This is a genomic window from Streptomyces sp. S.PB5 (assembly GCF_030403745.1).
Lineage (GTDB): Bacteria > Actinomycetota > Actinomycetes > Streptomycetales > Streptomycetaceae > Streptomyces.
In genome coordinates this window covers 110146-136673 of record NZ_JAQMWP010000019.1, presented here as the reverse complement: position 1 = coordinate 136673, position 26528 = coordinate 110146, and the positions used below count along the sequence as shown (strand labels likewise).

Genomic DNA, 26528 nt, shown 5'->3' with positions numbered 1-26528 from the left:
ACCGTGCTGAAGGCGACGCTCCGCAGCTTCCTCGCCCACAAGGGACGGCTGCTGCTGTCCGCGCTGGCCGTCGTGCTGTCCGTCGCGTTCGTGGCGGGCAGCCTGATCTTCTCGGACACCCTGAGCCGTACCTTCGACCGGCTCTTCGCCTCGACCGCGCCCGATGTCACGGTCAGCCCGCGCGAGGACCTCGACGAGTCGATCCCCTCCGGCATGACGGCCACCCTGCCCGCCTCGCTCCTCGCCCAGGTGTCCCGGGTCGACGGGGTCGCCGACGCGCGCCTGGAGGCCGAGGTCCAGAACATCACCGTCGCCGACAGCAAGAACGAGGCGGTCGGCTCGACCACCGGCGCCCCCACCATCGGCACCGACTGGAGCCCCGGCCCGCGCAGTCCCGTCGAGCTCACCTCCGGTCATGCCCCGCACGGCCCGGGCGAGGCCCTGCTCGACTCGGAGTCCGCCGACCGCAAGGATCTGAAGATCGGTGACACGCTCCGCGTCATCGGACCGCAGGGCACCTTCGAGGTCCGGCTCGTGGGCATCGCCACGTTCACCACCACCAACCCCGGGGCGACCCTGCTCTTCCTGGACACCCCGACCGCGCAGACCAAGCTGCTGGGCGACGCGAACGCCGCCACCGGCATCTCCGTGGACGCCCAGGAGGGCGTGTCCGACGCACAGTTGAAGCAGCGCATCGCCGCGGCCGTCGGCACCGGCGACTACGAGATCCGCACCGCCGACGAGCAGGCCAAGTCGGACGTCGAGCAGTTGGGCGGATTCCTCGACGTCATCAAGTACGTCATGCTCGGCTTCGCGGGCATCGCCGTCCTCGTCGGTGTCTTCCTCATCGTCAACACCTTCTCCATGCTGATCGCCCAACGCACCCGCGAACTGGGCCTGTTGCGCGCCCTGGGCGCCGACCGCCGCCAGGTCCGCCGCTCGGTGCTGACCGAGGCGATGCTGCTCGGCCTCGTCGGCTCCACGCTGGGCCTGGCGACCGGGATCGGGCTCGCCGCCGGGCTCATCGCACTGATGAACACGCTCGGCATGAACATCAAGTCCAGCGAGATGGTGATCGGTTGGGGAACACCGGTCGCGGCATACGTCGTCGGTGTCGGCGTCACCTTCGTGGCGGCCTACCTCCCGGCCCGGCGTGCGGCCGGTGTCTCGCCGATGGCGGCGCTGGCGGACGCCGAGATCGCGGGCGTGGGGCGGCCGTTGCGGATGCGTGCCGTGGTGGGCGGCGCCGTCTTCGGCGCCGGCGCGGCGGCCCTCGTGGGCTGTGTGCTCTCCTCGGACACGTCCTCGTCGGCGTCCCTGCTCGGCCTCGGTGTCGTCCTGACCCTGATCGGCACCGTGATCGCGGGACCGCTGCTGGTGCGTCCGGTGATCCGGGTGCTCGGCGGGGCGTTCCCGGCGCTGTTCGGCTCGATCGGCCGGATGAGCCAGCGCAACGCCCTGCGCAACCCGCGCCGCACCGGCGCCACCGCCGCCGCGCTGATGGTGGGGCTCGCCCTGGTGGGCGGGATGTCCGTGGCCAGCGCCTCCATGACCAAGTCCTTCGACCAGCAGATCGACGACACGCTTGGCGCCGACTTCGTCATCCAGAACAGCAACTTCGTGCCCTTCCCCGCGGAGGTCACCGACAAGGTCCGCGACACCGACGGCGTGGGGCTCGTGGTCCGCTCGCAGTTCGCGACGATCGCGGTACGGCTGCCGGACGGCGACCGTGTCGAGACGGCCGCGGCGGCCTACGACCCGCAGCTCGACGAGGTCGCCAACATCACGTACGCCCAAGGCGACACGGCCGCCGCGCTCGCCCCCGGAAGCCTCGCCATGGACGCCGACTTCGCACGCGACCACGGCGTACGCATCGGCGGCACGGTCCCCGTCGAGTTCCAGGGCCGCAAGACGGCGGAGCTGAAGGTCGGCGCCCTCACCGACCAGGAGACCGCCGAGGGCTTCGGGACACAGGGCGGCATCTACTTCGGCCTGGAGACGCTCCAGCGGTACGCGCCGGGCGGGCAGGACTCCGCGCTGTACGTCAACGCCGCGTCCGGTACCGGTCCGGACGATCTGCGCGCGGCCCTGGAGAAGACGCTCGACCCGTATCCGCAGGTCCAGGTGCGCGACCTCGCCGACTACAAGGAACTGATCCACGACCAGATCGCCGTCCTGCTGTACCTCGTGTACGCGCTGCTCGGCCTCGCGATCGTCATCGCGGTGCTGGGTGTGGTGAACACCCTCGCCCTGTCGGTGGTGGAACGGACCCGCGAGATCGGCCTGCTGCGGGCGATCGGCCTGGCCCGACGCCAGTTGCGGCGGATGATCCGCCTGGAGTCGGTGGTCATCGCCGTCTTCGGCGCGGTCCTCGGACTGGCACTGGGCCTGGTGTGGGGCGTGTGCACCCAGCAGGTGCTCGCCCTGCAGGGCATGTCGGCGCTGGCGATCCCCTGGGGCACGATCGCCGCGGTGGTGGTCGGCTCGGCGGTGGTGGGCGTGGTGGCGGCACTGCTGCCGGCGCTCCGTGCATCGCGGATGAACGTGCTGGCTGCGATCGCACACGAGTGAGCGACGGGGTGTCGGCCGCCAGAGGGCGGTGGACTGGGGTGCGGGCGGCCGTCGTGGACGGGTGACGGCCGTGACGGCGGCGGTCACGGCCGGGCGGCTGCCGTGCCGCCTGCTGCCGTGGCCGAGCGGCTGCCGTGTCGGCGCCCCGTCGCGGCAGGACGAGTGTCGTGGCGGCGGCTGTCGCGGGCCGGTGACCTCCGTGCGGGCGGCCGTCGAGGACAGGTGACTGCCGTGCCGACGGCCCGTCGCGGGAGGGCTACTACCGCGCCGGCGGCTGTCGCGGGCCGGTGACCGTCGCGTCGGCGGCCGTCCGTGCCGGCGGCCCTCGCGCTGACAGTCGTCGCCGGTGGGTGATGGAATCGGTCTGATCTCAAGTCGTCTTCGTCCGAGGAGAGTTCATGCCGCGTCCGTTCCGCTTCGGTGTCAGCCTCATCGACCCGGCGCCCGCCGAGGAGTGGCGGGCCAAGAGCCGCCGGGCCGAGGAGCTCGGGTACGACGTGATCCTGGTCCCCGACCATCTGGGCATGCCGGCGCCCTTCCCGGCCCTGGTCGCGGCGGCGTCGGTGACCGAGCGGCCGCGGCTGGGCACGTTCGTGCTCAACGCGGGCTTCTGGAACCCGGCGTTGCTCGCGCGCGAGGTGGCGACGACGGACGCGCTGACGGGCGGGCGCCTCGAGCTCGGGCTGGGCGCCGGGTACGTACAGGCGGAACACGACGCCGCCGGGCTGCCGTTCGGCTCGGCACGCGCGCGTGTGGATCATCTGCGGCACACGGTGGAGGAGTTGGAGCGGCTGCTCGGGCCCGACGCGGTGCCGTTGATGATCGGCGGCAACGGGGAGCGGACGCTGCGGCTCGCCGCCGAGCACGCGGACATCGCGGCGTTCACGGGCGTGTCCCTGGTGACGGGAAGCACCGAGGGAAAGCTGGTGCCGATGGCCGATGCGGACTTCGAGGCCCGGCTCGCCCGGTACGAGGAGCTGGCGGCGGGCCGCAAGGAACCGGCCGAGCTGAACCTGCTCATCCAGATGGTGGTCGTCACCGACGACCGCGCGGCCGCTGTGGCACCGCTCGTGGAACGCGTGCCGGGCGCGACCGTGGAGCAGGCGCTGGAGCTGCCGATCCTGCTGGTCGGCACCCTGGAGCAGATCACCGCGCAGGTGCTGGCCCAGCGCGAGCGGTACGGCTTCACCTATCTGACCGTCCTGGAGCCGTACATGGAGGCGTTCGCGCCGGTCGTCGCGGAGCTGGGCGGCAAGTGAGCGTCCGGATGCTGGAATTCGGCGTACCGGTCCGGCGTGCATGATGGGATCGCCGTATGACTGAACTGCACCTTCGCGCCGCCGCACCCGAGGATCTCGACGCCGTACTGGCCTTCTGGAAGACCGCCGCCGAGGGCACGAGCATCAGCGACGACCGGGACGGGGTGGAGCGGCTCGTGGCGCGCGACCCCGAGGCGCTGATCCTGGCCGAGCAGGAGGGGGAACTGGTCGGCACGGTGATCGCGGGATTCGACGGCTGGCGCTGCCATCTGTACCGGCTCGCGGTGCACCCGGAGCGGCGTCGCCAGGGCATCGGCTCGGCGCTGCTCGCGGCCGCGGAGGAGCGGTTCGTACGGCTGGGCGGGCGCCGCGCGGACGCGATGGTGCTGGTGCGCAACGAGACGGGACAGGCCGCGTGGCGGGCCGGCGGGTACGAGCCCGAGGAGAAGTGGCGACGCTGGGTGAAGCACCTCACAGTGTGACCGCCGACCGATCCACTTTGCCGGTCCTTTACCATTGGGGGACCACTCGGTCCTCCAATGAAAGGTGTGAGCGTCCGCCCATGGGCGAGCCTCCCAGTAGTACGCGAGATCGCGCGATCCCCCGCACCCTGTCCGATCATGGGACGGAGGTGACCCGATGACCGAAGTGCTCCTCCTGCTCGTGGCGATCCTGCTCTCGCTAGCCTGCGGTGCCTTCGTCGCCGCGGAGTTCTCGCTGACCACGGTCGAGCGCGGCGCCCTGGAGCGGGCGGCCGAGCGCGGTGAGCGGGGCGCGTCAGGCGCCCTCAAGGCCGTACGCAATCTGACCTTCCAGCTCTCCGGTGCACAGCTCGGCATCACCGTCACCAACCTGGTCGTCGGCATGCTCGCCGAACCGTCGATCGCCAAGCTGATCGCGGGCCCGCTGGAGTCGCTGGGCATCTCCCGGTCCGCCGCGTCCTCCGTCGCGCTGGTGCTCGGTACGGCCCTGTCGACCGTCGTCCTGATGGTCGTGGGCGAACTGGTGCCGAAGAACTGGGCGATCTCCTCGCCGCTGGCCGTGGCCAAGCGGGTGGGCAACGCGCAGCGCTGGTTCAGCGCCGCGTTCCGCCCGTTCATCACGCACCTCAACAACACGGCGAACCGCATCGTGCGCCTCTTCGGTGTGGAGCCGACCGAGGAGCTGGCGGCCGCGCGCGGGCCCCAGGAGCTGGCGGCCCTGGCCCGGCACTCCGCCAAGGAGGGCGCCCTGGAGGCCGACACCGCCGAACTGTTCGTACGGACCCTGAACCTCGCCGACCTCACCGCGGAGAACGTGATGACCCCGCGCGTCCAGGTCATCGCCCTCGACGCCCAGGCGACCTGCGAGGACGTGGCGAACGCCACGCGCGCGACAGGACTGTCCCGCTTCCCGGTCTACCGCGGCAACCTCGACTCGGTCGTGGGCACCGCGCACATCAAGGACGTCCTCGCGGTGCCGGCCGAGCGCCGGCCCCGGGTGCCCGTCTCGGAGCTGATGCGCGAGCCGCTGCTGGTCCCCGAGTCGCTGACCGTGGACCGGCTCCTTGACCGGCTGTCCGGCAAGCGCACGATGGCCGTGGTGATCGACGAGTACGGCGGTACCGCCGGCGTGGCCACCCTGGAGGACATCGTCGAGGAGGTCGTCGGCGAGGTCCGCGACGAGCACGACCCGCACGAGACACCCGACCTGGCCGCGGCCGGAACCGACGACGAGGGCCGCGTGCTGTACTCCGCCGACGGCTCCGCCCGTGTCGACCAGCTCGCGCGCGTGGGACTCAGGGCGCCCGAGGGGCCGTACGAGACCCTGGCCGGCCTCGTGGCGACCGAGCTCGGCCGTATCCCGGCGGTCGGCGACACCGTGGAAGTCGTCGGGTGGCGGCTGGACGTGGTGGACGCGTCGGGCCGGCGGGCCGCGCGCGTGCTGCTGCACGCGCCGCTGGACGACGCGTCCGCATCCGTTGACGAGGAGGCCGGCAAGTGACCGCGATCCAGTTGCTGATCGGTCTGGCGACCCTGGTCGTCAACGCCTTCTTCGTGGGCGCCGAGTTCGCGCTGATCTCGGTACGGCGTTCGCAGATCGAGCCGTATGCCGAGGAGGGCGACCGGCGCGCCAAGAGCGTGCTGTGGGGTCTGCAGCACGTCTCGGCGCTGATGGCGGCGGCGCAGCTCGGCATCACGCTGTGCACGCTGATCCTGGGTGTGGTGGCCGAGCCGGCGATCGCGCATCTGCTGGAGCCCGTGTTCCACGCGCTGGGTGTGCCGACGAGCGCCGGACACGCGGTGTCCTTCGTGATCGCGCTGACCCTGGCGACGTATCTGCACATGCTGCTGGGCGAGATGGTGCCGAAGAACATCGCCCTCGCGGAACCGGTGCGCAGTGCGCTGGTGCTCGGGCCGCCGCTGGTCGCCCTGTCCCGGGGGCTGCGGCCGGTGATCTTCACGATCAACGCCTTCGCCAACACCCTGCTCAAGCTCCTGCGCGTCGAGACCAAGGACGAGGTCACGGCGACCTTCTCGGACGCCGAGCTGGCCCGTCTGGTGAAGGACTCCGACGAGGCGGGTCTCATCGACGACCGGACGCGTGAGCGACTGCACGACGCCCTGGAGCTGGGCAGCCGTCCCGTGCGCGATGTCGTCCTCCCGCTGGAACGGGTCGTCTACGCGCGCGTGGGCGTCACTCCGGAGCAGCTGGAGCGGCTGTCGGCCGAGTCCGGGTTCTCGCGTTTCCCGGTGGTGGACGACGGGCGGCGGATCCTCGGCTATCTGCATGTGAAGGACGCGCTGGACGCCTCACCGCGGGACCTGGCCTTCCAGGTACGGGACATGCGGCCCATCGCGCGCGTGCGGGAGAGCACGCCGCTGGACGACGTCCTGACGGCGATGCGCGGCAGTCGTACGCATGTCGCGGCGGTGCTGGGGGACGACGGGCGGCTGTCGGGGCTGGTGACGATGGAGGACGTGCTGCGGGAGCTGTTCGGGCAGCGGGCGTGAGCCTGTCCCGGGCAGCGGCCCGGACTGACCGACCGCCGGGTATGTGAACGGGATAGCATTTCCTCCGCCATGCAGAAGAACCCCACACACACCAGCCTCGTCGCCCTCGGAGACTCCTTCACCGAGGGCATGTCGGACCTGCTCCCGGACGGCTCCTACCGGGGCTGGGCGGACCTCCTGGCCGGCCGGATGGCCGCCGTCACGCCCGGCTTCCGGTACGCGAACCTCGCGGTGCGCGGGAAGCTGATCCAGCAGATCGTCGAGGAGCAGGTCGACGTCGCCGTGGCCATGCGGCCGGACGTGATCACGCTGGTCGGCGGGTTGAACGACGCCCTCCGGCCGAAGTGCGACATGGGGCGCGTCCAGGGTCTGCTGACCGAGGCCGTCGAACGGCTCGCGCCTGCCTGCGAGCAGCTTGTGCTGATGCGCAGCCCGGGCCGCCAGGGGCCGGTCCTGGAGCGCTTCCGCCCCCGCATGGAGGAGCTCTTCGCCTGCGTCGACGAACTGGCCGAGAAGCACGGCGCGACCGTCGTGGACCTGTACGGGGCGCCGTCGCTGAGCGACCCTCGGCTGTGGGACGTGGACCGGCTGCATCTGACCGCTGAGGGGCATCGGCGGGTCGCCGAGGCGGTCTGGCAGACGCTCGGATACGACCCCGAGGACACGGAGTGGCGTACCCCGATGGCGGCGACCGTGCCGCCGAGGTGGGTGGCACGGCGGGTGGCGGACGCGCGGTTCGCGAAGCAGCATCTGCTGCCCTGGATCGGGCGGCGGTTGACGGGGCGGTCCAGCGGTGACGGGCTGCCGCCGAAGCGGCCGGATCTGCTGCCGTACGAGGAGTGACCGCGAGGGCCCGCGGCGAAACCGTTGATCGAAGCGGCTCGCCACCGTGGCCCCGGGCGGCGTGACCCAGGTCTCGTACGATCCGCCGAAGGCACCCGCGGCGCTGGCCTGCACGAATCGCCAGTAGAATCCGTACACGTGACTTCCGCTCCCGCCAAGCCCCGCATCCCCAACGTCCTCGCCGGACGCTACGCCTCCGCCGAGCTCGCCACGCTCTGGTCGCCCGAGCAGAAGGTGAAGCTGGAGCGCCAGCTCTGGCTCGCCGTGCTGCGGGCCCAGAAGGACCTCGGGATCGAGGTGCCGGACGAGGCGATCGCCGACTACGAGCGTGTTCTCGACACCGTCGACCTGGCCTCGATCGCCGAGCGCGAGAAGGTCACGCGGCATGACGTGAAGGCACGGATCGAGGAGTTCAACGACCTCGCCGGGCACGAGCACGTCCACAAGGGCATGACGTCCCGCGACCTCACCGAGAACGTGGAGCAGCTGCAGATCCGGCTCTCGCTGGAGCTGGTGCGCGACCGTGCGGTGGCCGTCCTCGCACGGCTGGGCAAGCTGGCCGGGGAGTACGGCGAGCTGGTCATGGCCGGCCGCTCCCACAACGTCGCGGCGCAGGCCACGACGCTGGGCAAGCGTTTCGCGACCGCCGCCGACGAGCTGCTCGTGGCGTACGGCCGGGTCGAGGAGCTGCTCGGCCGCTATCCGCTGCGCGGCATCAAGGGCCCGGTCGGCACCGCGCAGGACATGCTCGACCTGCTCGGCGGCGACGCGGCGAAGCTGGCGGACCTGGAGAACCGGATCGCCCGGCACCTCGGCTTCTCGCAGGCCTTCACCTCGGTCGGGCAGGTCTACCCCCGCTCCCTCGACTACGAGGTCGTCACCGCGCTGGTGCAGCTGGCCGCCGCGCCGTCCTCCCTCGCCAAGACCATCCGCCTGATGGCCGGGCACGAGCTGGTGACGGAGGGCTTCAAGCCGGGCCAGGTCGGTTCCTCCGCGATGCCGCACAAGATGAACACGCGGTCCTGCGAGCGGGTCAACGGCCTCATGGTGATCCTGCGCGGCTACGCCTCGATGACCGGCGAGCTGGCGGGCGACCAGTGGAACGAGGGCGACGTGTCCTGCTCCGTCGTCCGCCGCGTGGCCCTTCCCGACGCGTTCTTCGCGCTCGACGGTCTGCTGGAGACGTTCCTGACGGTGCTCGACGAGTTCGGTGCGTTCCCGGCCGTCGTCGCCCGTGAGCTGGACCGTTACCTGCCGTTCCTCGCCACCACGAAGGTGCTGATGGGCGCGGTGCGTGCGGGGGTCGGCCGTGAGGTCGCGCACGAGGCGATCAAGGAGAACGCCGTCGCCTCCGCGCTCGCGATGCGCGAGCAGGGCGCCGAGCGCAACGAGCTCCTCGACAAGCTGGCCGCCGACGAGCGCATCCCGCTCGACCGCGCCCAGCTGGACGCGCTGATGGCCGACAAGCTCTCCTTCACCGGCGCCGCGTCCGACCAGGTCGGTGTCGTCGTCGGCCGGATCGAGGAGATCGTGAAGCAGCACCCCGAGGCCGCGGGCTACACGCCCGGCGCGATCCTCTGACCCGCCGCACGGTCTGACCCGCCGCACGCGATGGCTCGCTTCACCCCCGCGGAGCTGGAGGCCGCCCGCGACCGTCTGGTACCGGACGTCGTCGCGGACGGTCTCCGTGTGCTGTTCTGCGGGATCAACCCGGGGCTCATGACCGCGGCGACGGGCCATCACTTCGCCCGTCCCGGCAACCGCTTCTGGCCGGTGCTGCACCTGTCGGGGTTCACGCCCCGGCTCCTGAAGCCGTCGGAGCAGGAGGAGTTGCTGTCCTACGGGCTCGGGATCACCAACGTCGTGGCACGGGCGACCGCGCGGGCCGACGAGCTGAGCGCTGAGGAGTATCGCGAGGGCGGCCGTCAACTGGCGTTGAAGGTGGCGCGGTTGCGGCCGAGCTGGCTGGCGGTGGTGGGAGTCACCGCGTACCGGGCGGCGTTCGACGACAAGAAGGCCCGGGTGGGCCCGCAGGAGCGGATGATCGGGGACACGCGCGTGTGGGTGCTGCCGAATCCGAGCGGGCTGAACGCGCACTGGACGGCGGCGACGATGGCGGAGGAGTTCGGGCGGTTGCGGCTCGCGGCGGAGGCCTGACCCGTCACGGCGGGTCGGACTCCGTGACGGCGACCCAGAGTTGCGGCTGGTTCCCCTCTTCGTGGTCGGCGACCGCCAGGGTGACGTGGCGGCGGCTGACGGGCTCGATCCACGTATGCACGTCGACAGCCAGGGCGGTGAGCGTCGCCCAGGGTTCGGGTATGACCTCACCCCGCGCGATGCGCACCTCCAGTGTCACGGTCCCCCAGCGCGACGGCTCTCCCCATCGCTCCGTCAGCCGTGCGACGACAGCCGCTTCATAGGCGTAGCAATCGCTCGCGTCCGGCCAGTCACCCGGCCCTAACCACGCGGTGTGACAGCCGCTGTGCTCCGCGGGGAAGTCCCGGGCGCACAGGGCGTCGATCAGAGCGAGGTCCTTCGCGATGTCCATGTGATCCAGTAAAGCCGGTCCCACTGACAACTGGCGTGCCGTCAGGCATCCCTGCGCCGTACGCTCCACGCCCCCGCGAGCAGTGCCGCCGCCGTCCACAGCGCGGTCACCCCGAGCCCGGACCAGGGTCCCAGCGGGCCGTCGTGCGTCTCGTACAGGACGATCTGTCCGGCCCGGTCCGGCATGAAGTCGGTCGCGCCGCCGGCCACGTCGCCGATCACGAACGAGACGACGAGGATGAACGGGATCAGCAGGGACAGCGCACCCACGCCGCTGCGCAGCAGGGCCGCGAGTCCGGCCGCGAGCAGCGCCATCAGCGTCAGGTAGATGCCGCAGCCGACGACGCCCCGCGCCTGCTCCGCGACGGTGAGTCCGCTCGCCGCCTCCCCCAGGCCCGCCTTCGCCACCAGCAGCGCGGCGAAGGCCGTCACCAGGCCCACAGCCAGCGTGGGTACGGCGATGGCGGCCGCCTTGGCCGCGAACCACCGGCCGCGCTGCGGGACCGCGGCCAGCGACACCCGGAGTCCACCCCCGTGGAACTCCGAGGACACGGCCATCGCGCCGAAGGCGATCGCGGCGATCTGACCGGGTGTGACTCCGGACAGTGCCGTGAACAGCGGATCGAACTCCGGGTCGGACGTCTCCGAGACGCCGGCGAGCGCGGAGAAGGCGGTGGTGGCCCCGAACAGCGCCAGCAGCGCCCCGAGAAGGGACCGCAGCGTACGGATCTTCAGCCACTCGGAGTGGAGCACGGGTACTCGCCGGTGTACGAACGACATGTCAGGCCTCCTGCGGCTGTGCGGTGAACTCGGTCTCGGTGGCGGTCAGATCCAGATAGGCCTGCTCCAAGGTGCCCTCCTCTGCGGCGAGTTCGAGGATCGGGACGCCGGCGGCGGACGCGATGCGGCCGATCTCGTCCACGCGCGCGTGGTGCACGGTCCAGTGCCCGTCCACGTGCTCGGCGACGTCGTGGCCGTGCCGGGCGAGGGTCGCCTTGAGGCCGGTCGGGTCCGTGGTGCGGATGCGTACGGCCGGTTGCACGCGTGCGTGGATGAACTCCCGCATCGGGGTGTCGGCCAGGAGCCGCCCCTTGCCGAGGACCACGAGGTGGTCGGCGAAGGACGCGGTCTCGCTCATGAGGTGGCTGGAGACCAGCACCGTGCGCCCCTCCGCCGCGAGCCGGCGCAGCAGCTCGCGGATCCAGATGATGCCTTCGGGGTCGAGGCCGTTGGAGGGTTCGTCGAGCATGACCACCCCGGGGTCGCCGAGCAGCGCGGCCGCGATGCCGAGCCGTTGGCGCATGCCCAGGGAGTACGTCTTCACCCGGCGGCCCGCCACCGACGCCAGGCCGGTTTCCTCCAGCACCTCGTCGACCCGGCGGTCGGGGATGCGGTTGCTCACGGCCAGCGTGCGCAGGTGGTTGCGGCCGGTTCGGGAGCCGTGCGCGGCCTGTGCATCGAGAAGGGCGCCCACCTGCCGCAGGGGTTCGCCGAGCGTTGCGTAGGCGCGGCCGCCGAGCGTGGCGGTGCCGGACGTCGGCCGGTCCAGGCCGAGGACGAGCCGCATGGTGGTGGACTTTCCCGCGCCGTTGGGGCCGAGGAAGCCGGTGACGCGGCCGGGGCGGACGGTGAAGGTGAGGTCGTCCACGGCTCGCCGGGTGCCGAACTCCTTGGTGAGGTTCTGGACTTCGATGCTGGTCATGGCAGCAGCCTGGCCGGTGGGACGGGGGTGGGGCCTCCCCCGCGGGTGGAGATCGTCTCCCCCGTGCGGGGGAGGCCCGTTGTCAGTGGCGGCTGGCACGATGACGGGATGGTCCGCTTGCTGCGCCCGTTCGGCCGGGTGGTGACGTACACACGATTGCTGCATCTGTTCATCGCGATCGTGTGGCCGTCGATGTGGCTGTTCGTCGAGGAGGCGTGGTGGACCTGGGTGCTGGCGGGCGCGCTGCTCGTGCCCGCCGGCCTGGTGCCCGCGATGCGCACCGTGGAGGGGCTGCAGGCCAGGCTGCTGCTGACCGGTCACCGGCACGACAGCCGGAGCTCCGACATCGTGGTCGCGCCGTCCGCCTCCTGGAGCGACCGGGGGCGGGTCGTGGTGTGGTTGGAGGCGCGGCTGCTGATCGGCTGCCTGACCGCGATGCTCATCGTCCGACTGCTCGTCGCCGCGGTGGACTTGACGCTGTCCGCGTCCGGCCGTGACGTGGCCGGAGGCGCGCTGTTCCTGCCCGGCGGCCACGCCTGGTGGCACGCCCTGCTCGTCCCCCCGGTGCTGGCCGTGGTGGGGGCGCTCGTGGTCGGGCCGGGCCTGCTGATCACCGCTCTCGCCCACCGCCTCCTGGGTCCCTCCCCCGCCGAGCGCCTCGCCGCCATGGAGGAGCGCACCGAGCAGCTTCTGGAGCGCACCCGCATCGCCCGTGAGCTCCATGACTCCATCGGGCACGCCCTGACCGTGGCCGTGGTCCAGGCAGGTGCCGCGCGTGCGGCGGGCGATCCCGCCTTCACCGACCGGGCCCTGGGCGCCATCGAGGAGACGGGGCGGGCCGCGCTGGAGGATCTCGAACGGGTCCTCGGCATCCTCCGCGAGTCCGAGCGGCCGGTCAGCAGCCGGCCGACGCTCACGGACGCCGACCGTCTGCTGGAGTCGGCGCGCGCCTCGGGCGCGAAGGTCGACGCCGACCTGACGGGGCCGCTGGACACCGTGCCGGGGCCGGTCTCCCGGGAGGGCTATCGCATCCTCCAGGAGTCGCTGACCAATGTGCTGCGGCATGCGGGGGCCGTGCCCGTGCGGATCCGTATCGAGGTCGGCGACGGCAATCTCGCCCTGGAGGTGCGCAATCCGCTCACCGCCCAGATACCCGGGCCCGGGCGGGGCAGCGGCCTGCGTGGCATACGCGAGCGTGCGGCCCTCCTGGGCGGACGTGCGCGAACCGGCCCGGACCAAGGTGACTGGCAGGTGCATGTGGAGCTGCCGCTGCGCTGATCTACGCTGGCCGGATGCCGGTCACCGTTCTCCTCGTCGACGACGAACCCCTCGTACGCGCGGGTCTTCGTGCCGTGTTGGAGGCGCAGCCCGACATCGAGGTCGTCGGTGAGGCGGCGGACGGGGCGGCGGTGATCCCGCTGGTGCGGCAACTGCGGCCCGACGTGGTCGCCATGGACGTACGGATGCCGCTGCTGGACGGGATCGAGGCCACGCGCGCGGTGCTGCGGACGGTGGACGGGCCGCCGAAGATCCTCGTGGTGACGACGTTCGAGAACGACGAGTACGTGTACGAGGCGTTGCGGGCCGGAGCCGACGGGTTTCTGCTGAAGCGGGCCCGGCCGGCGGAGATCGTGCACGCGGTGCGGCTGGTGGCCGAGGGCGAGTCGCTGCTGTTCCCGGCGTCGGTGCGGCAGCTGGCCGCCGAGTACGGCGAGGGCGGCGGGAACCGTGCGGCCCGGGCGGCGATGGAGCGGGCCCAGCTGACCGACCGGGAGGCGGAGGTGCTGCGGCTGATGGCGCGCGGGCTGTCGAACGCGGAGATCGCCGCCCGGCTGGTCGTCGGGACGGAGACCGTGAAGTCGCACGTCAGCGGCGTACTGGCGAAGCTCGGGGCGCGGGATCGCACACAGGCGGTGATCGCGGCGTACGAGTCCGGGTTCGTGGCGCCCGGCTGACCGGATCTCGTCGTCCGGGTCGTCCGGCGATCTCTCGCGTCCCCGCACTCGCCGGGGTCCGCCGCGCCGAGTACGATCCGCCCAACACGCGCACGAGCTGGGAGGACGGACGTTGGGGCGGCTGACCGGCGGGGATCCCTCGCTGCTGCGAAGGATCAATTCCGCGGTGGTGCTGCACGCGCTGCGCGCCACGGACTGCGCGACGCTGACCGAGATCACTCGGGTGACCGGCCTGTCCCGGCCGACCGTCGAGGGTGTGGTCGAGGGGCTCATCGAGGCGGGCTACGTCGTCGAGAAGGCGGCCGACGAGAGTGTCGTGAGGCGGCAGGGGCGGCCGGCCCGGCGGTTCCGGTTCCGGGCCGAGGCGGGGCATCTGCTGGGGCTCGACATCGGGTCGCACCGGGTGGCGGCGCTGCTCGCCGATCTGGACGGGCGGGTGCTCGGTGCCGTGGCCAAGGACGTCGACGAGTCGGCGCCGGCCGACGAGCGCCTGGAGCGGCTGCGGACCGCGGTCGCCGAGCTGCTGCGCCGGGCCGGGGTCTCGCGCGATTCGCTGCGGGCGGTGGGGGTCGCCTCGCCGGGGATCGTCGAGGCGGACGGCACGGTACGGCTGTGCGCCGCGCTTCCCGAGTGGACGGGGCTGCGGCTGGGCGAGCGGCTGAGCCGTTCCTTCAAGTGCCCGGTCCTGGTCGAGAACGACGCCAACGCCGCGGCGGTCGCCGAGCACTGGAAGGGCGCCGCCACCGAGTCCGACGACGTCGTGTTCGTGCTGGCCGGACTGAGCCCGGGCGCGGGCTCCCTGATCGGCGGGCGGCTGCACCGGGGTTACGGGGGCGCGGCCGGTGAGATCGGTGCGCTGCATCTGCTCGGGCGCGAGGTGACGCCGGAGAAGCTGCTGTCCACCACGGACGAGCCGCTGCATCCCCTCGACGAACAGGCGGTCGCCGAGGTCTTCGCGCAGGCGCGCGAGGGCGACCAGCGGGCCCGCGCGGCCGTCGACCGCTTCATCCAGCGGCTCGTCCACGACGTGGCCGCCCTCGCGCTCGCCCTCGACCCGGAACTGGTCGTCATCGGCGGCTGGGCGACCGGCCTCGACGACGTACTGGAGCCGCTGCGCCGCGAGTTGGCGCGCTACTGTCTGCGGCCGCCGAAGGTGACCCTGTCGCTGCTCGGCGAGGCCGCCGTGGCGACGGGTGCGCTGCGGCTGGCCCTGGACCATGTGGAGGAGCAGCTGTTCGCCGTCGAGGGCACGGTGACGGCACGACGCTGACGGGGCCGCTGTTGCTGGAGAGGCGCTTGTTGCCCCTGGTGCTCGAAGAACGTCTGGTGCCCCGGAGTTGCTCCGGGGCACCAGACGTTCGGCGCTACGACGGTCAGGACGCGCGGCGTTCCGGGTCCTGATGGATCTCCACGCCGCCGGAGTCGCCGAAGGTCAGCCGGCAGGTGTCGGCGCGGTAGGTGGCGACGGAGAGCGCGGCGGTGCGGCCCTCGGCGAAGAAACGGGTCGTCACGACGAGGACGGGCGCGCCCGGAAGCCGGTCCAGCTGCTTGGCGTCGTCCGCGCGGGCCGAGCCCAGCTCGACGGCGCTGTCCTGACCCTCCAGTTCCAGGCGCTGCAGTTCGCGCAGCACGGCACGCGCGCGTGCCGGTCCGGACGGGGCGTCTATGGCGGAGAGCTCGGGAACCGAGGCCTCGGGGATGTAGAGGAGCTCCGCGGCGACGGGCTGGCCGTGCGTCATACGGGACCGGCGCACGATGTGCACGGACTGGTCGTGGCCGATTTCCAGCGCCGCGGCGACGGCCGCCGACGGGGCCTCCACCGTGCTGTCCACGGGCTGCCAGGCGTCCGTGGCCGTGCCCGGCCAGATGTGCTGCTCGGTGCCGACGGCGACGCCCACGCGGGGCGGGGCAACGGTCGTGCCGACCCCGCGACGGCGCTGGAGGCGGCCTTCCAGCTCCAGCTGTTCGAGGGCCTGGCGGAGCGTGGCGCGAGCGACGCCGAACCGGGCGGCGAGATCGCGCTCGTTGGGCAGGATCTCACCCACCGAGAACTCGGAGTCCAGTGCTTCGGTGAGCACGGTCTTGAGGTGCCAGTACTTCGGCTCCGGCACCGATTCCAGCTGCGTGGTCCCCACCCTGTCCTCCGCAATCGCCGTGGCCCGGCGGCGTTTTAGCGCCCTTGTTTATTAAAGGTTGTTTCACTTCTCTGCGACCATAGGACGGCCCCCACCCTTGGTCAAGACCAATCCTCGATCCCTTGGGGAACGCACAGGGCGGGTGCCGCAGAGCGTTCATGAGGCGTTCGCACGAGGCCATGTGCGTGACACGACGGCAAAGCCCCCGTCGCGGGACGGGGGCTTCGTGCCGGTGCCTGCCCGGTCTACTGCACGGCCAGGGACAACAGCTTGTCGGGGTTGCGGACGATGTAGACCGACTGGATCCGGCCGTCGGCGATGTCGACCTGGATGACCGAGTCGGGCTTGCCGCCCGACAGGACCAGGATCGCGGGACCGCCGTTGAGCTCCAGGAACCGGTAGGACATGTCCTCGACGCCCTTCTGCGCGACGCCGACCATGAAGCGGCCCACGTGGTCGGCCGTCTCCAGGACCCGCAGCGGCGCCCGGGACTTGCCGCCGCTGTCGCCGACCAGGCGGACGTCCGGGGCCAGCATCGCCATGAGGGCCTCCAGGTCGCCTCCCTCGGCGGCGGCGAGGAAACGTTCTGTCAGGTCCTTGCGCTGGGCGGGGTCGACCTCGTAGCGGGGCTTGCGTTCCTCGACGTGCCTGCGCGCGCGTCCGGCGAGCTGGCGCACCGCCGCCTCGCCGCGGTCGAGCATGGCGGCGATGTCCGCGAAGGGATAACCGAAGGCCTCCCTGAGCACGAACACCGCCCGCTCCAGGGGCGACAGGGACTCCAGGACGACAAGGACGGCGAGGGAGACGGAGTCGGCGAGCACGGCGCGCTCCGCGGTGTCCGGGACGGCGTCCCCGAAGTCGGTGACGTACGGTTCCGGGAGCCAGGGGCCGACGTACGCCTCGTTGCGCGCCTTGACCTGGCGCAGCCGGTCGATGGCGAGGCGGGTCGTGATGCGCACCAGGTAGCCGCGCGGTTCGCGCACCTCGCTCCGGTCGGCGCCGGACCAGCGCAGCCATGCCTCCTGAACCACGTCCTCGGCGTCGGCCACCCGCCCGAGCATGCGGTAGGCGACGCCCAGCAGGACGGGACGGTGCTCTTCGAATTCGTCGGTCAGGGTGTCGGTGGTCACGGCTCCATCCCATCCGACCCGCCCGGTGGTGTCCAGGCGGTTTCGGAACGTGACGCACCCGGGGCTACCCGTCGGTAGCAATTGCTGACAAGCTGTCTACGCCGTACGTCAGCGAGTCCCAGACGAGGAGCACATCTCCATGGCCGCCACCGTCTCGTTCGAGATCCCCACCCCCCTCGGCCCGCGCACCGTGACCGTCGACTACGCGCGCGTGGGCCGCGGTGAACCCCTGCTCCTGCTGCACGGCATCGGTCACCACCGGCAGGCCTGGGACCCGGTCGTGGACATCCTGGCGACCGAGCGCGACGTGATCTCCGTGGACCTGCCCGGGTTCGGTGCCTCCCCCGGTCTGCCGGACGGGCTGGCGTACGACCTGGCGACCACGACCGCCGTGTTCCGGGGGTTCTGCGAGGCCCTGGAGCTCGACCGCCCCCACGTCGCGGGCAACTCGCTCGGCGGTCTGCTCGCCCTGGAGCTCGGCCGGGAGAAGCTCGTACGGTCCGTCACCGCGCTGTCCCCGGCCGGGTTCTGGTCGGAGGCGGAGCGGCGCTACGCCTTCACCGTGCTCCTCGCGATGCGGGGCATAGCCCTGCGGATGCCGCTGCCGATGGTCGAGCGGCTGTCGCGGTCGGCGGCCGGCCGTACCGCGCTGACGAGCACCATCTACGCCCGGCCGGGCCGCCGTTCACCCGAGGCCGTCGTCGCCGAGACGCTCGCGCTGGTGAACGCCACGGGCTTCACCGAGACCCTCCGCGCGGGCGGCTCCGTGCAGTTCGTCGACGACGTCCCCGGCGTCCCGGTCACCGTGGCCTGGGGCAGCAAGGACCGGCTGCTGCTGCGTCGGCAGGGGGTCCGGGCCAAGCGGATCATCCCCAAGGCGCGCCTCGTACGGCTGCCCGGGTGCGGCCACTGTCCGATGAACGACGACCCGGCCCTCGTCGCGCGCGTGATCCTCGACGGCAGTCGCTGACCTCGTCAACGCACCGGATCCCAGGGCGACTCCGGCGCCGACGAGGGCGCTCCCGAAGGCCTGGGCGGCGCCGTAGGACCCGGTCCCGACGAGCGGGGCGGTGCAGGCCGCGGCGACCGGGATGAGGCCGGAGAAGAGGGTGGCGCGCTCCGCGCCGATCCGCTGCATGCCGATGTACCAGCACACGAAGCCGACGACCGTGACGACCGCCGCCTGCCACAGCAGCGCGGCGGCCTCGGTCCCGTCGGGCCGCCGCAGCCACCCGGTGCCGTCCACGAGCAGTCCGGCGGCGAGGGACTCCAGCGCGGCGAAACCGCACACGGTGGCCGACAGCAGCCGAGGTCCCAGGGGCCGCAGCACGGGTACGGCTAGCACCGCGAAGCCGACCTCACCGGCCAGCGCGCACCCGGACCAGGCGAGGCCCGCCCCGTCCGTACGCCCCCACCCCTGGACCGTGAAGGCCCCCAGGGCGACGAGCGACGCCCCGTACAGAACCGTGCGCTGAGGTCGGCGGCCGTCGAGGAGCGGGACGAGGACGGCCACCGCCACCGGCGCACAGCCCACGAAGACACCCGGCACCGCCGGCTCGGCCGTGCGCTCCGCCGCGATGACGGCCATGTTGAAGCCGACCATCCCGACGGCCGCGAGCAGTCCGAGACGGGCCCACCGGCGGGGCCCGAGTGCCCGCAGCCGGGACCACGCGCCCCGTCCCACCAGCGGCAGGAGCAGCAGACACGCCAGGCCGTAGCGCAGGAACTGGCCGCCCGCGTACGGGTAGTCGCCGAGCACGCTGTTGGCGGTGAAGGACGCGCCGACGAGGACGCAGGCGAAGGCGGCGAGAAGGGCTCCGCGGGTGGAGGTGGCGTTCATGGGAGCGACGCTAGGAAGTCCGGCGGCCCGCATTAAGGTCCATTTCCATGACGCCATCGAAGACCAATCGGCAGCCGTCCGCGGAGGACCGGGCCGGCTCCGCCGCGTGGGAGGTGCTTCTCCCCGCCGCCTCCGCGCCCGCACGCACGCGTGGACGGTCCCTGCAGGCGGCGCTGCGGGAGGCGGTGCGGTCGGGCCGGCTCGCGCCGGGGACCCGGTTGCCGTCGAGCCGGGATCTGGCCGGTGACCTCGGGGTGTCGCGCGGGCTGGTCACCGAGGCGTACGAGCAGTTGACGGCCGAGGGCTATCTGCGCAGTGGACGGGGTGCGGGGACCTGGGTGGGCGGCGCGGTCCGCTCCGCCCGCCCACGCGCGCGTGACCTCGCGCCGCGCACTCCCGGCGCCCGCGCCGACTTCGTGCCCGGCACACCCGACCTGTCGCTGTTCCCGCGCGCCGCCTGGGCCGCGGCACAACGCGGGGTGCTGGCCGAGCTGCCGCACCACGAACTCGGCTACCCCGACCCACGCGGACTGCCGCGCCTGCGCACCGCCCTGGCCGAACTGCTCGTGCGCCGCCGGGGCGTGGTCGCCGATCCGGAGCGGATCGTGGTCGTGTCCGGGGTGGCGCAGGCGTCGACCCTGCTCGGTCTCGCACTGCACGCGCGCGGGCTGCGCGAGGTGGGCGTGGAGGATCCGGGCAGCCCCCAGCACGACGACCTCTACGCCGCGGCCGGCATGACCACGGTGCCCGTACCGCTCGACGACGAGGGGCTCGCCATGGACCGGCTGCAGGCCTCGGGCGTACGGGCCGTGGTGACGACGCCCGCCCACCAGTACCCCACCGGGATCGCCTGCTCCGCGCGTCGCCGTACCGAACTGCTCGACTGGGCGCGGTCGGTGGACGGGTTCCTCCTGGAGGACGACTACGACGGCGACTTCCGCTACGACCGCGCCCCCGTCGGCGCGCTCCAGGGCCTCGACCCGGACCGGGTCGCGTACACGGGATCGGTCAGCAAGTCGCTCGCCCCGGGGCTGCGGCTCGGCTGGCTGCTCGTGCCCGAGTCGCTCGCCGACGAGGTCGTCGAGCGCAAGCGCACCATGGACCTCGGCCATCCCACCCTGGACCAGGCGCTGTTCGCGCGGTTCGTGGAGCGCGGCGACTACGACCGTCAGCTGCGCCGCTGCCAGCGCGCCTACCGCGAGCGGCGCGACGCGCTCGTCGCCGCTCTGGAGGAGCACTTCCCCGGCACTCAGGTGTCCGGGATCGCGGCGGGACTGCACGTCATCGCCACGCTGCCGGAGCGGTACGGGCCCCAGTCACGCTTCCTCGCGCGCGCGGCCGCGGCCGGAGTGGCGCTGCGTCCGCTGTCCGACTGCACGCACGCGCGTGCCGAGGATTCGCCGGAGGTGCGCCTGGTGCTGGGATACGCACATCTGTCCCCCGCGCGCATCCGTGCGGGCGTACGCCTGATGGCCGCGGCGCGCGAGTGACGGTCGCGGCCGGGAAGTGCACGCCGGAGCAAGCACGGGAAGGCCGGGGGGCGAGCGGCGGGTGACCGCCGAATGACCACCGAATGACCGCCGCCGTACATCCCCTCGTCGCCGAATCGCACGCCGGTTCCCTTGCTCCTGGCGGTCAGTTGTTCACTTGTGGTTTCCGTGTGCGCTGCGGCGCACGAGTAGTTGTGGCATCGCACACTGGCCGGATCCCGTCGTTGGAGGCGCATCCATGTCACACCGTCCGCTCCCCGACCGCCGCACCGTCCTGCGCGGCTCCCTGGTCGCGTCGGCGGCCCTCACCCTGCCCGCGGTGGCCGGTTCGGCACCGGCGTTCGCCCTGTCGGGGCGCCCTGAGGCGGGGTGGGGCGTGCAGACGGGCGACGTGACCTCGAACTCGGGGCTGGTGTGGGTGCGCTCGGACCGCCCGGCCCGGATGATCGTCGAGACCTCCGCGACCGAGTCGTTCCGCAACGCGCGTCGATGGCACGGCCCGCTGCTCGGCGCCGGCACGGACTTCACCGGCACCACCCGGCTGCACGGCCTCCCGCCGGGCGAGCAGATCCACTACCGCGTCCGGCTCGCCGACCCCGACGACCCGCGCCGCACCGGCGAGCCGGTCGCCGGCACGTTCCGCACGGCCTCGGCCCGGCGGCGCGACGGTGTGCGGTTCGTCTGGTCGGGCGACCTGGCGGGGCAGGGCTGGGGCATCAACCCGGACTTCGGCGGATACCGGATCTACGACGCGATGGCCGCGCTGGATCCCGACTTCTTCCTCTGCAGCGGCGACAACATCTACGCCGACGGCCCGCTCTCGGCGTCCGTCACGCTGCCCGACGGCAGCACCTGGCGGAACATCACCACGGAGGAGAAGTCCAAGGTCGCCGAGACCCTGGCCGAGTTCCGCGGCAACTTCCGCTACAACCTGCTGGACGAGAACCTGAAGCGGTTCAACGCCCAGGTGCCCTCGATCATCCAGTGGGACGACCACGAGGTGACCAACAACTGGTTCCCGGGGGAGATCCTCGCCGACACCCGCTACACCGAGAAGAACCTCGACGTGCTGGCGGCCCGGGCCCGGCAGGCGTTCTCCGAGTACTTCCCGATCTCGACCCTGCGCCGCCCCGACGGCCGGGTGTACCGGAAGGTCAGCCACGGCCCGCTGCTCGATGTGTTCGTGCTGGACATGCGCACCTACCGCAACGCGAACTCGCCGGACGACCAGACCAGCGACCCGCAGGGAATCCTCGGTGCCGAGCAGCTGGCGTGGCTCAAGCGTGAACTGGCCCGCTCCCGGGCGGTCTGGAAGGTGATCGCCTCGGACATGCCGCTCGGTCTGGTGGTGCCCGACGGCACGGACGGCAAGCCCAACATCGAGGCGGTCGCGCAGGGCGACCCCGGGGCGCCGCTCGGGCGTGAGCTGCAGATCGCGGAGCTGCTGCGGTTCATCAGGCACCGGCGGATCACCGGCACCGTGTGGCTGACGGCCGACGTGCACTACACCTCGGCCCAGCACTACCAGCCGTCCCGGGCGGCCTTCACCGACTTCGAGCCGTTCTGGGAGTTCGTGTCCGGGCCGCTCAACGCCGGTGCCTTCCCGGCCAACACCCTCGACGGCACCTTCGGCCCGGAGCGGGTCTTCATCAAGGCGCCGACGACGGCGAACGTCTCGCCGGCGGGCGGCTACCAGTTCTTCGGCGAGGTCGACATCGACGGCGACAGCGGCGAGCTGACGGTCCGGCTGCGCGAGTCGGACGGCACCGTGCTGTTCACGCAGGTGCTGCAGCCGGGCCGAGTGGGACAGTAACTCCCCCGCAACTCCCCCACGCTCAACTCCCGTACCCTCGGAGGCGGGCCGCGTACCGGCGTCATCCCCCGGTGCGCGGCCTGCGCGCCGTACGGGCGAGCGGTCTGCCGACTCCCGCCCACACAGGCTGTTTTCGCAGGTCAGGGCCGATTGTCAGTGGTCGCCTCTACGGTTTTTCCATGACGCGATCTTTGCAGGCCGTGGCCTATCGCCGACCCTCCGTGCTGGAGTCCGCAGCGGGTGGACAGCACCTGGGGCTCGAGACCTCGCGGGGTGCGACGCCCTCGGGTGCCGAGGACCATCCGCGGTTCTTCGCGGGCTTCCTGACGTCTCCTCAGGTGGCCTCGGCCGGGCTGCTGGCGGTGGCCGACGTGGCGGCCGCGCGCTACTACCAGCGGCAGCTGCGCGCCTCACTGGACCCGGTGGTGACGGGCAACGGCGACCGGCTGCGGTTCGAGTCCTTCTCCGGCTGCGGCGGTGTGTACGCCCGCCTGGACGTGCTGGCGCCCGGACTCGACGGCGGCGAAGTGGGCCACGGCACGACGAACGTGGACGTCAACAACCCGCTGCGCGAGGCCCTCTCGCGGATCGGTACGGACGACCCGCTCCATCTGCGCGTCGGCCCCGAGGAGTTGGCGGTCACGACGCTCGACGGCCCGGTCGTGGAGAAGAAGGTGCCGCTCCCGGACCGCTGGCTGCGCGGCTTCGCCGAGGCCCAGGTCATCGCGGCCGGTTTCGATCTGCGGGCCGAGCTGCCCGCCGCCGAGGCGGTGCGGTTCCTGAGGTCGCTCCCCCGGACCGGGGCGCGGGCCGGTGGTCCGCGCTGGGTGGTCCCCGCGGGCGGCACTCTCCGGCCGACGACCCGCGCGGTGCCGGGTGCGGTGTGTCTGCCGGGTCCGGACCGGCTGATCGCGCTCCAGCGGGTGCTGCGCTTCGCGACGGCCCTGCGGGTGTACGGCCCCGCGGTGACCCCGAGTACCGGCGCGGCCGCCACGGCCGGCGCCTGGGAGGCCGTGCTGCCGGGCATGCGGCTCACGCTCACGCTGTCGCCCGACGCCTCGCGCGGATTCTCCGGCGAGGGAGGTGTCCTGGACGCCCTCGCCACCGACGAGGCCGCTGAGGACGCCGAGCTGATCTCGGTGCTCCTGGCCTGGGAGCCGCGCATCGACGTCACCGACCTCGCCGCGGCCGCGGGCCTGACGGCCGAGCGGGTCCGGGCCGCCCTGGTCCGCCTGGGCACATCGGGGCGGGTCGGGTACGACACGGCGGAGGCGGCCTACTTCCACCGGGAACTCCCCTACGACGCCGAGCGCGTGGAGCGGCACAACCCGCGGCTGCGTTCGGCCCGTGCCCTGGTGGCGGCCGGCGCGGTCACCCCGGACGGCGCGGGCGGCACCGTGACGGCCGAGGACGGACATGTGCATCGGGTGCGGGACGAGGCGGGGGTGCTCAGCTGCAGCTGTCTGTGGTGGGCGAGATACCGGGGCGGGCGCGGGCCGTGCAAGCACGCGCTGGCGGTGCGGATGGTGCGGCGGGGCGCCGCTGTGGAGCGGGGCATGGCAGGGATCGACGGGGGTGTGCGATGAGTTCGCTGATCGAAGCGGTGCGGGGCGGGCGGACGGCCGAGGTGGTGGGTCTGCTCGACGGGATGACGGATGCCGAACGGCGGGCCTTCTTCCCCGAGTTGAAGGAGCTCCGCAAGGAGCTCAGGGCGGACCGCTGGGACGCGCCCGCGCGGCGCGCCCATCCCACCCTGCATGTGGCCGGTGCGGCCTGCCAGACGGGGGCGGCGGCCGTGGCGAGCTGGCTCGCGGCCTCCGACATGCGATGGTCGCAGGCCAAGCCCGCCACACTGATCGACGTGCTGGGCGACCGGGACCCCGAGTGGCTGGCCGATGTGGCGCACCGGCTGGCGGAGCGCCCGGCGAGCGCCGACGTGCCCTACGAACTGATGGCAGGCCTGGTGCGGCTCGCGGGCTGCCCCGCGCCGACGACCCAGGCCTACGTCGAGGGCTGGGTGCGGCACATCGGCGGTGCGTGGCGGCGTTCGGACTCGGTGCTCGCCCGGCTGCGACAGGACCCGCACGCCCCGCGACTCGTCACCGCGCTGTTCGAGACCGACGACATCGGCGGCCGTATGGAGTGGTCCGGCGGGGAGGGGGTCGACGACTGGACCAAGGCGTTCGCGCAGCTCACCACCGAGGGCGTGCTGAAGCGCTGGGCGGTGGTCGACGCGTGCGTGGCCCGGCTGCTGAGGGGCGGTTCGACGGCCGACAACCGGGTGTTCCTGCGCGTGCTGAAGGGCCTCGCCCTCACCCGTGACGAGGAGCGGGCCCGGACGGCCGACTGGCTGGCCCTCGCCTCCGACGCGGTCTCGACGGTCGCCGCACACGCGCAGTCGGTGCTGGCCGCGTTGGCCCTGGACGGTGAACTGCCCGTGCGCCGGCTCGCCGAGATGTCGGGCGCGGTGCTGTTCCGCACCGAGAAGAAGCTGGTGCGAGCCCAGCTCGTCCTGCTGGGCAAGGTGCTCGCGCGGGACGCCGCCGCGGCCGACGACCTGCTGGCCGCCGCCGCGCAGGCCTTCGGACACGCCGACTCGGACGTGCAGGAGCGGGCACTGAAGCTGGTGGAGCGGCATGTGAAGAAGGCCGGCGCGCAGGCGCGGGAGGAAGTCGCCGCGGCGGCGGAGCAGTTGATCCCCGCGTTGCACGCCCGTGCGGTCGGGACGCTGGGGGCGGTCCCGGTGGGGCCCACACCTGAGGCTCACGAAGAGGTACTGCCTCCGGCACCGGAGCCGGTGCGAGTGGCACCCGCGCCCGGATCCGCCGCCGAACTGGCCGAAGAGGTGGGCGCGTTGCTGGCGGCGGAGGGCGACGTGGCGACGTTCGAGCGTGCTCTGGACGGGCTGGTCCGGCAGGCGTACCGGGACCGGGACGCGCTGCTGGAGGCGCTGGGGCCGGTCATCGCTCGCCGCTGGTGGAGCAGCGCGCACATGGGGCACGTGGGTGGCGACGACTACTTCCACAGACACCGTGGGTTCTTCGGTGCCTCGGACGGACTCGACCTGATCGTGGCGACGGTGCACGGCACGGTCCTCACGACCACCCTTCATGCCGCGCTGAACAGCTGGACGGCAAGCCAGGGCTGCGTCCACAGCCCGCTCTCCCAGGCGTTCGACGCCCGCCTGTGGGAGGTGGCGTACCGGATCCGCACTCAGCCGCTGCCCTTCCTCCTCTCCACTCCCACCTGGAGCACGGGCCTGCTGGAGCCGGACGAGCTGGTGACCCGCCTCGACGAGTACCGGCGCCTGGGCGCACGTGTGTCGGAGGCGGACTTCGCCCAGGCGCTGCTGCGAGTGCGCCGTGCGGACCGGTCGGCCGCCACGTCGGCGGCAGAGGCCGCGGCCGCCCTCGGCACCGCCGAAGGATCCCGGCTAGCCCGGTGGCTCACGGCGGGTGGCCCCGCCCTGCCCGCGGACCGGCGGCGCACCGCCCACGCCCGCATTCTGGTGGAGCTCGGCGAACTCGAGGAGCTGCGGGTGGACTTCCCACCAGCGTTCCAGGACCTGGGCGGCCCCGTGAGCATCTACCGGGACCGTTGGCGCTGCTACCACTGGGGCGACGGCCTGCGTCAGCACTGGCTGGCCCTTCTCCCCGAGCAGCGGGAGCTCATCGCGGCCCGCATCCTCCGCGACCTTTCCACTGTCGCCGTCGAGGACACCCGTGGCGCGGCCGCCGTCCTCCCCCTGCTCGCCGAGTCCGGCGGTGAGGCCGGTGACGCCGTGCACCTGTGTCTCGCGTACGGGCTCGGGGCCCGGCACGAGGAGGATAGCCTCGCCGCCGTCGACGCCCTGCTGGTGCTCGCGGCGCGCGGGCAGCTGGACGTGGCTCTCCTGGGCGCGGACCTGGGGCAGTTGGTGCGGCGTGGGGCGGTGAAGCCGCTTCGGCTGGCCGACTCGGCGCGTACGGCGGCGGCGACCGGGGCGAACGCCACCATCTGGGGGATGCTGCGCCACACCCTGCCCGTGCTGCTCGCCGACCTCGCGACCGGAGGGCCGGACGGGCAGGCGGCCGGGAGCCGGGGACTGGGTGATCTGCTGGGGGTGGCAGCGGAGTGCGCCGAGCGGTGCGGGGCGCGGGGCGAGCTGCCGCATCTGGCGGGGGCCGCGGACCGGCGCGGCTCGTCGCGGCTGGTGACACAGGCACGTCGGCTGCGGAGTGCGCTGGCGCTGGAAATGGCCGCGTGACACA

The 26528-nt window shown here is 72.6% G+C and carries 21 protein-coding genes and 1 pseudogene; 16 read left to right on the top strand and 6 right to left on the bottom strand.

Annotated elements, in window-relative coordinates; all coding sequences use genetic code 11:
• Positions 1 to 3: 3 nt before the first annotated feature.
• The 8 genes from PH203_RS38705 to mug all read left to right on the top strand — a co-directional run bounded on the left by PH203_RS38705 (position 4) and on the right by mug (position 9823).
• Complete coding sequence (locus tag PH203_RS38705) at positions 4 to 2571, top strand: ABC transporter permease (RefSeq protein ID WP_289926446.1); 2568 nt, start codon at positions 4 to 6, stop codon at positions 2569 to 2571.
• Positions 2572 to 2969: 398 nt separating this feature from the next.
• On the top strand, positions 2970 to 3830 hold the full coding sequence (locus PH203_RS38700) for an LLM class F420-dependent oxidoreductase (RefSeq protein ID WP_289926445.1): 861 nt from the start codon (positions 2970 to 2972) through the stop codon (positions 3828 to 3830).
• A 56-nt stretch (positions 3831 to 3886) separates the two neighbouring features.
• Positions 3887 to 4312: a GNAT family N-acetyltransferase gene (locus PH203_RS38695; protein WP_289926444.1), complete on the top strand. Its 426-nt coding sequence runs from the start codon at positions 3887 to 3889 to the stop codon at positions 4310 to 4312.
• Positions 4313 to 4469: 157 nt separating this feature from the next.
• The gene (locus PH203_RS38690; protein ID WP_289926443.1) at positions 4470 to 5813 is read left to right on the top strand and encodes a hemolysin family protein; all 1344 of its coding nucleotides are present in this window, start codon (positions 4470 to 4472) and stop codon (positions 5811 to 5813) included.
• Positions 5810 to 6823 (top strand): hemolysin family protein, encoded by a 1014-nt coding sequence (locus PH203_RS38685; protein WP_289926441.1) that lies wholly within the window; start codon positions 5810 to 5812, stop codon positions 6821 to 6823. Before PH203_RS38690 ends, PH203_RS38685 begins: the two co-directional genes overlap by 4 nt.
• A 69-nt stretch (positions 6824 to 6892) precedes the next feature.
• Positions 6893 to 7666 (top strand): SGNH/GDSL hydrolase family protein, encoded by a 774-nt coding sequence (locus PH203_RS38680; protein WP_289926439.1) that lies wholly within the window; start codon positions 6893 to 6895, stop codon positions 7664 to 7666.
• A 138-nt stretch (positions 7667 to 7804) separates the two neighbouring features.
• Complete coding sequence (gene purB / locus PH203_RS38675; RefSeq protein ID WP_289926437.1) at positions 7805 to 9247, top strand: adenylosuccinate lyase; 1443 nt, start codon at positions 7805 to 7807, stop codon at positions 9245 to 9247.
• 30 nt (positions 9248 to 9277) lie between these two features.
• Positions 9278 to 9823, top strand: coding sequence for a G/U mismatch-specific DNA glycosylase (gene mug, locus PH203_RS38670; RefSeq protein WP_289926435.1), 546 nt, complete (start codon positions 9278 to 9280; stop codon positions 9821 to 9823).
• A 4-nt stretch (positions 9824 to 9827) separates the two neighbouring features.
• On the opposite strand, the gene PH203_RS38665 is transcribed toward mug, so the two are convergent.
• The 3 genes from PH203_RS38665 to PH203_RS38655 are packed head-to-tail and all read right to left on the bottom strand — an operon-like array spanning position 9828 to position 11915.
• Positions 9828 to 10214: a hypothetical protein gene (locus PH203_RS38665; protein WP_289926433.1), complete on the bottom strand. Its 387-nt coding sequence runs from the start codon at positions 10212 to 10214 to the stop codon at positions 9828 to 9830.
• Positions 10215 to 10255: 41 nt separating this feature from the next.
• Positions 10256 to 10993, bottom strand: a complete 738-nt coding sequence (locus PH203_RS38660; protein ID WP_289926431.1) for an ABC transporter permease — start codon at positions 10991 to 10993, stop codon at positions 10256 to 10258.
• Position 10994: 1 nt separating this feature from the next.
• Positions 10995 to 11915, bottom strand: coding sequence for an ABC transporter ATP-binding protein (locus tag PH203_RS38655; RefSeq protein ID WP_289926430.1), 921 nt, complete (start codon positions 11913 to 11915; stop codon positions 10995 to 10997).
• Positions 11916 to 12023: 108 nt separating this feature from the next.
• Between PH203_RS38655 and PH203_RS38650 the strand changes: the two genes are divergently transcribed.
• From PH203_RS38650 to PH203_RS38640, 3 genes are all read left to right on the top strand, one after another.
• Positions 12024 to 13193 carry a histidine kinase gene (locus PH203_RS38650; protein WP_289926428.1) on the top strand — a complete coding sequence of 390 codons (1170 nt, stop codon included), beginning with the start codon at positions 12024 to 12026 and terminating at the stop codon, positions 13191 to 13193.
• 14 nt (positions 13194 to 13207) lie between these two features.
• A complete protein-coding gene (locus PH203_RS38645; RefSeq protein ID WP_289926426.1) occupies positions 13208 to 13870 on the top strand; it encodes a response regulator transcription factor in 663 nt (220 codons plus the stop codon).
• Positions 13871 to 13982: 112 nt separating this feature from the next.
• A complete protein-coding gene (locus PH203_RS38640; RefSeq protein WP_289926425.1) occupies positions 13983 to 15140 on the top strand; it encodes an ROK family transcriptional regulator in 1158 nt (385 codons plus the stop codon).
• A gap of 103 nt (positions 15141 to 15243) precedes the next feature.
• Here PH203_RS38640 and PH203_RS38635 read toward each other — a convergent pair whose 3' ends face one another.
• Together PH203_RS38635 and PH203_RS38630 are read right to left on the bottom strand one after the other, a co-directional pair.
• Positions 15244 to 16005, bottom strand: a complete 762-nt coding sequence (locus tag PH203_RS38635) for a GntR family transcriptional regulator (protein WP_289926424.1) — start codon at positions 16003 to 16005, stop codon at positions 15244 to 15246.
• A gap of 245 nt (positions 16006 to 16250) precedes the next feature.
• Complete coding sequence (locus PH203_RS38630) at positions 16251 to 17135, bottom strand: RNA polymerase sigma-70 factor (RefSeq protein ID WP_289926422.1); 885 nt, start codon at positions 17133 to 17135, stop codon at positions 16251 to 16253.
• A 139-nt stretch (positions 17136 to 17274) separates the two neighbouring features.
• On the opposite strand from PH203_RS38630, the gene PH203_RS38625 reads away from it, so the two are divergent.
• The gene (locus PH203_RS38625; protein WP_289926421.1) at positions 17275 to 18105 is read left to right on the top strand and encodes an alpha/beta fold hydrolase; all 831 of its coding nucleotides are present in this window, start codon (positions 17275 to 17277) and stop codon (positions 18103 to 18105) included.
• A gap of 33 nt (positions 18106 to 18138) precedes the next feature.
• Here the strand turns inward: PH203_RS38625 and PH203_RS38620 are convergent.
• Positions 18139 to 18975, bottom strand: a pseudogene (locus PH203_RS38620) (DMT family transporter); the annotation flags it as partial.
• A gap of 47 nt (positions 18976 to 19022) precedes the next feature.
• On the opposite strand from PH203_RS38620, the gene PH203_RS38615 reads away from it, so the two are divergent.
• The 4 genes from PH203_RS38615 to PH203_RS38600 all read left to right on the top strand — a co-directional run bounded on the left by PH203_RS38615 (position 19023) and on the right by PH203_RS38600 (position 26524).
• Positions 19023 to 20465 (top strand): PLP-dependent aminotransferase family protein, encoded by a 1443-nt coding sequence (locus tag PH203_RS38615; protein ID WP_289926419.1) that lies wholly within the window; start codon positions 19023 to 19025, stop codon positions 20463 to 20465.
• A gap of 238 nt (positions 20466 to 20703) precedes the next feature.
• Positions 20704 to 22278, top strand: coding sequence for an alkaline phosphatase D family protein (locus tag PH203_RS38610; protein ID WP_289926417.1), 1575 nt, complete (start codon positions 20704 to 20706; stop codon positions 22276 to 22278).
• A gap of 179 nt (positions 22279 to 22457) precedes the next feature.
• Positions 22458 to 23864: an SWIM zinc finger family protein gene (locus PH203_RS38605; RefSeq protein ID WP_289926415.1), complete on the top strand. Its 1407-nt coding sequence runs from the start codon at positions 22458 to 22460 to the stop codon at positions 23862 to 23864.
• On the top strand, positions 23861 to 26524 hold the full coding sequence (locus tag PH203_RS38600; RefSeq protein WP_289926414.1) for a DUF6493 family protein: 2664 nt from the start codon (positions 23861 to 23863) through the stop codon (positions 26522 to 26524). Before PH203_RS38605 ends, PH203_RS38600 begins: the two co-directional genes overlap by 4 nt.
• The last annotated feature ends 4 nt before the right edge of the window (positions 26525 to 26528 follow it).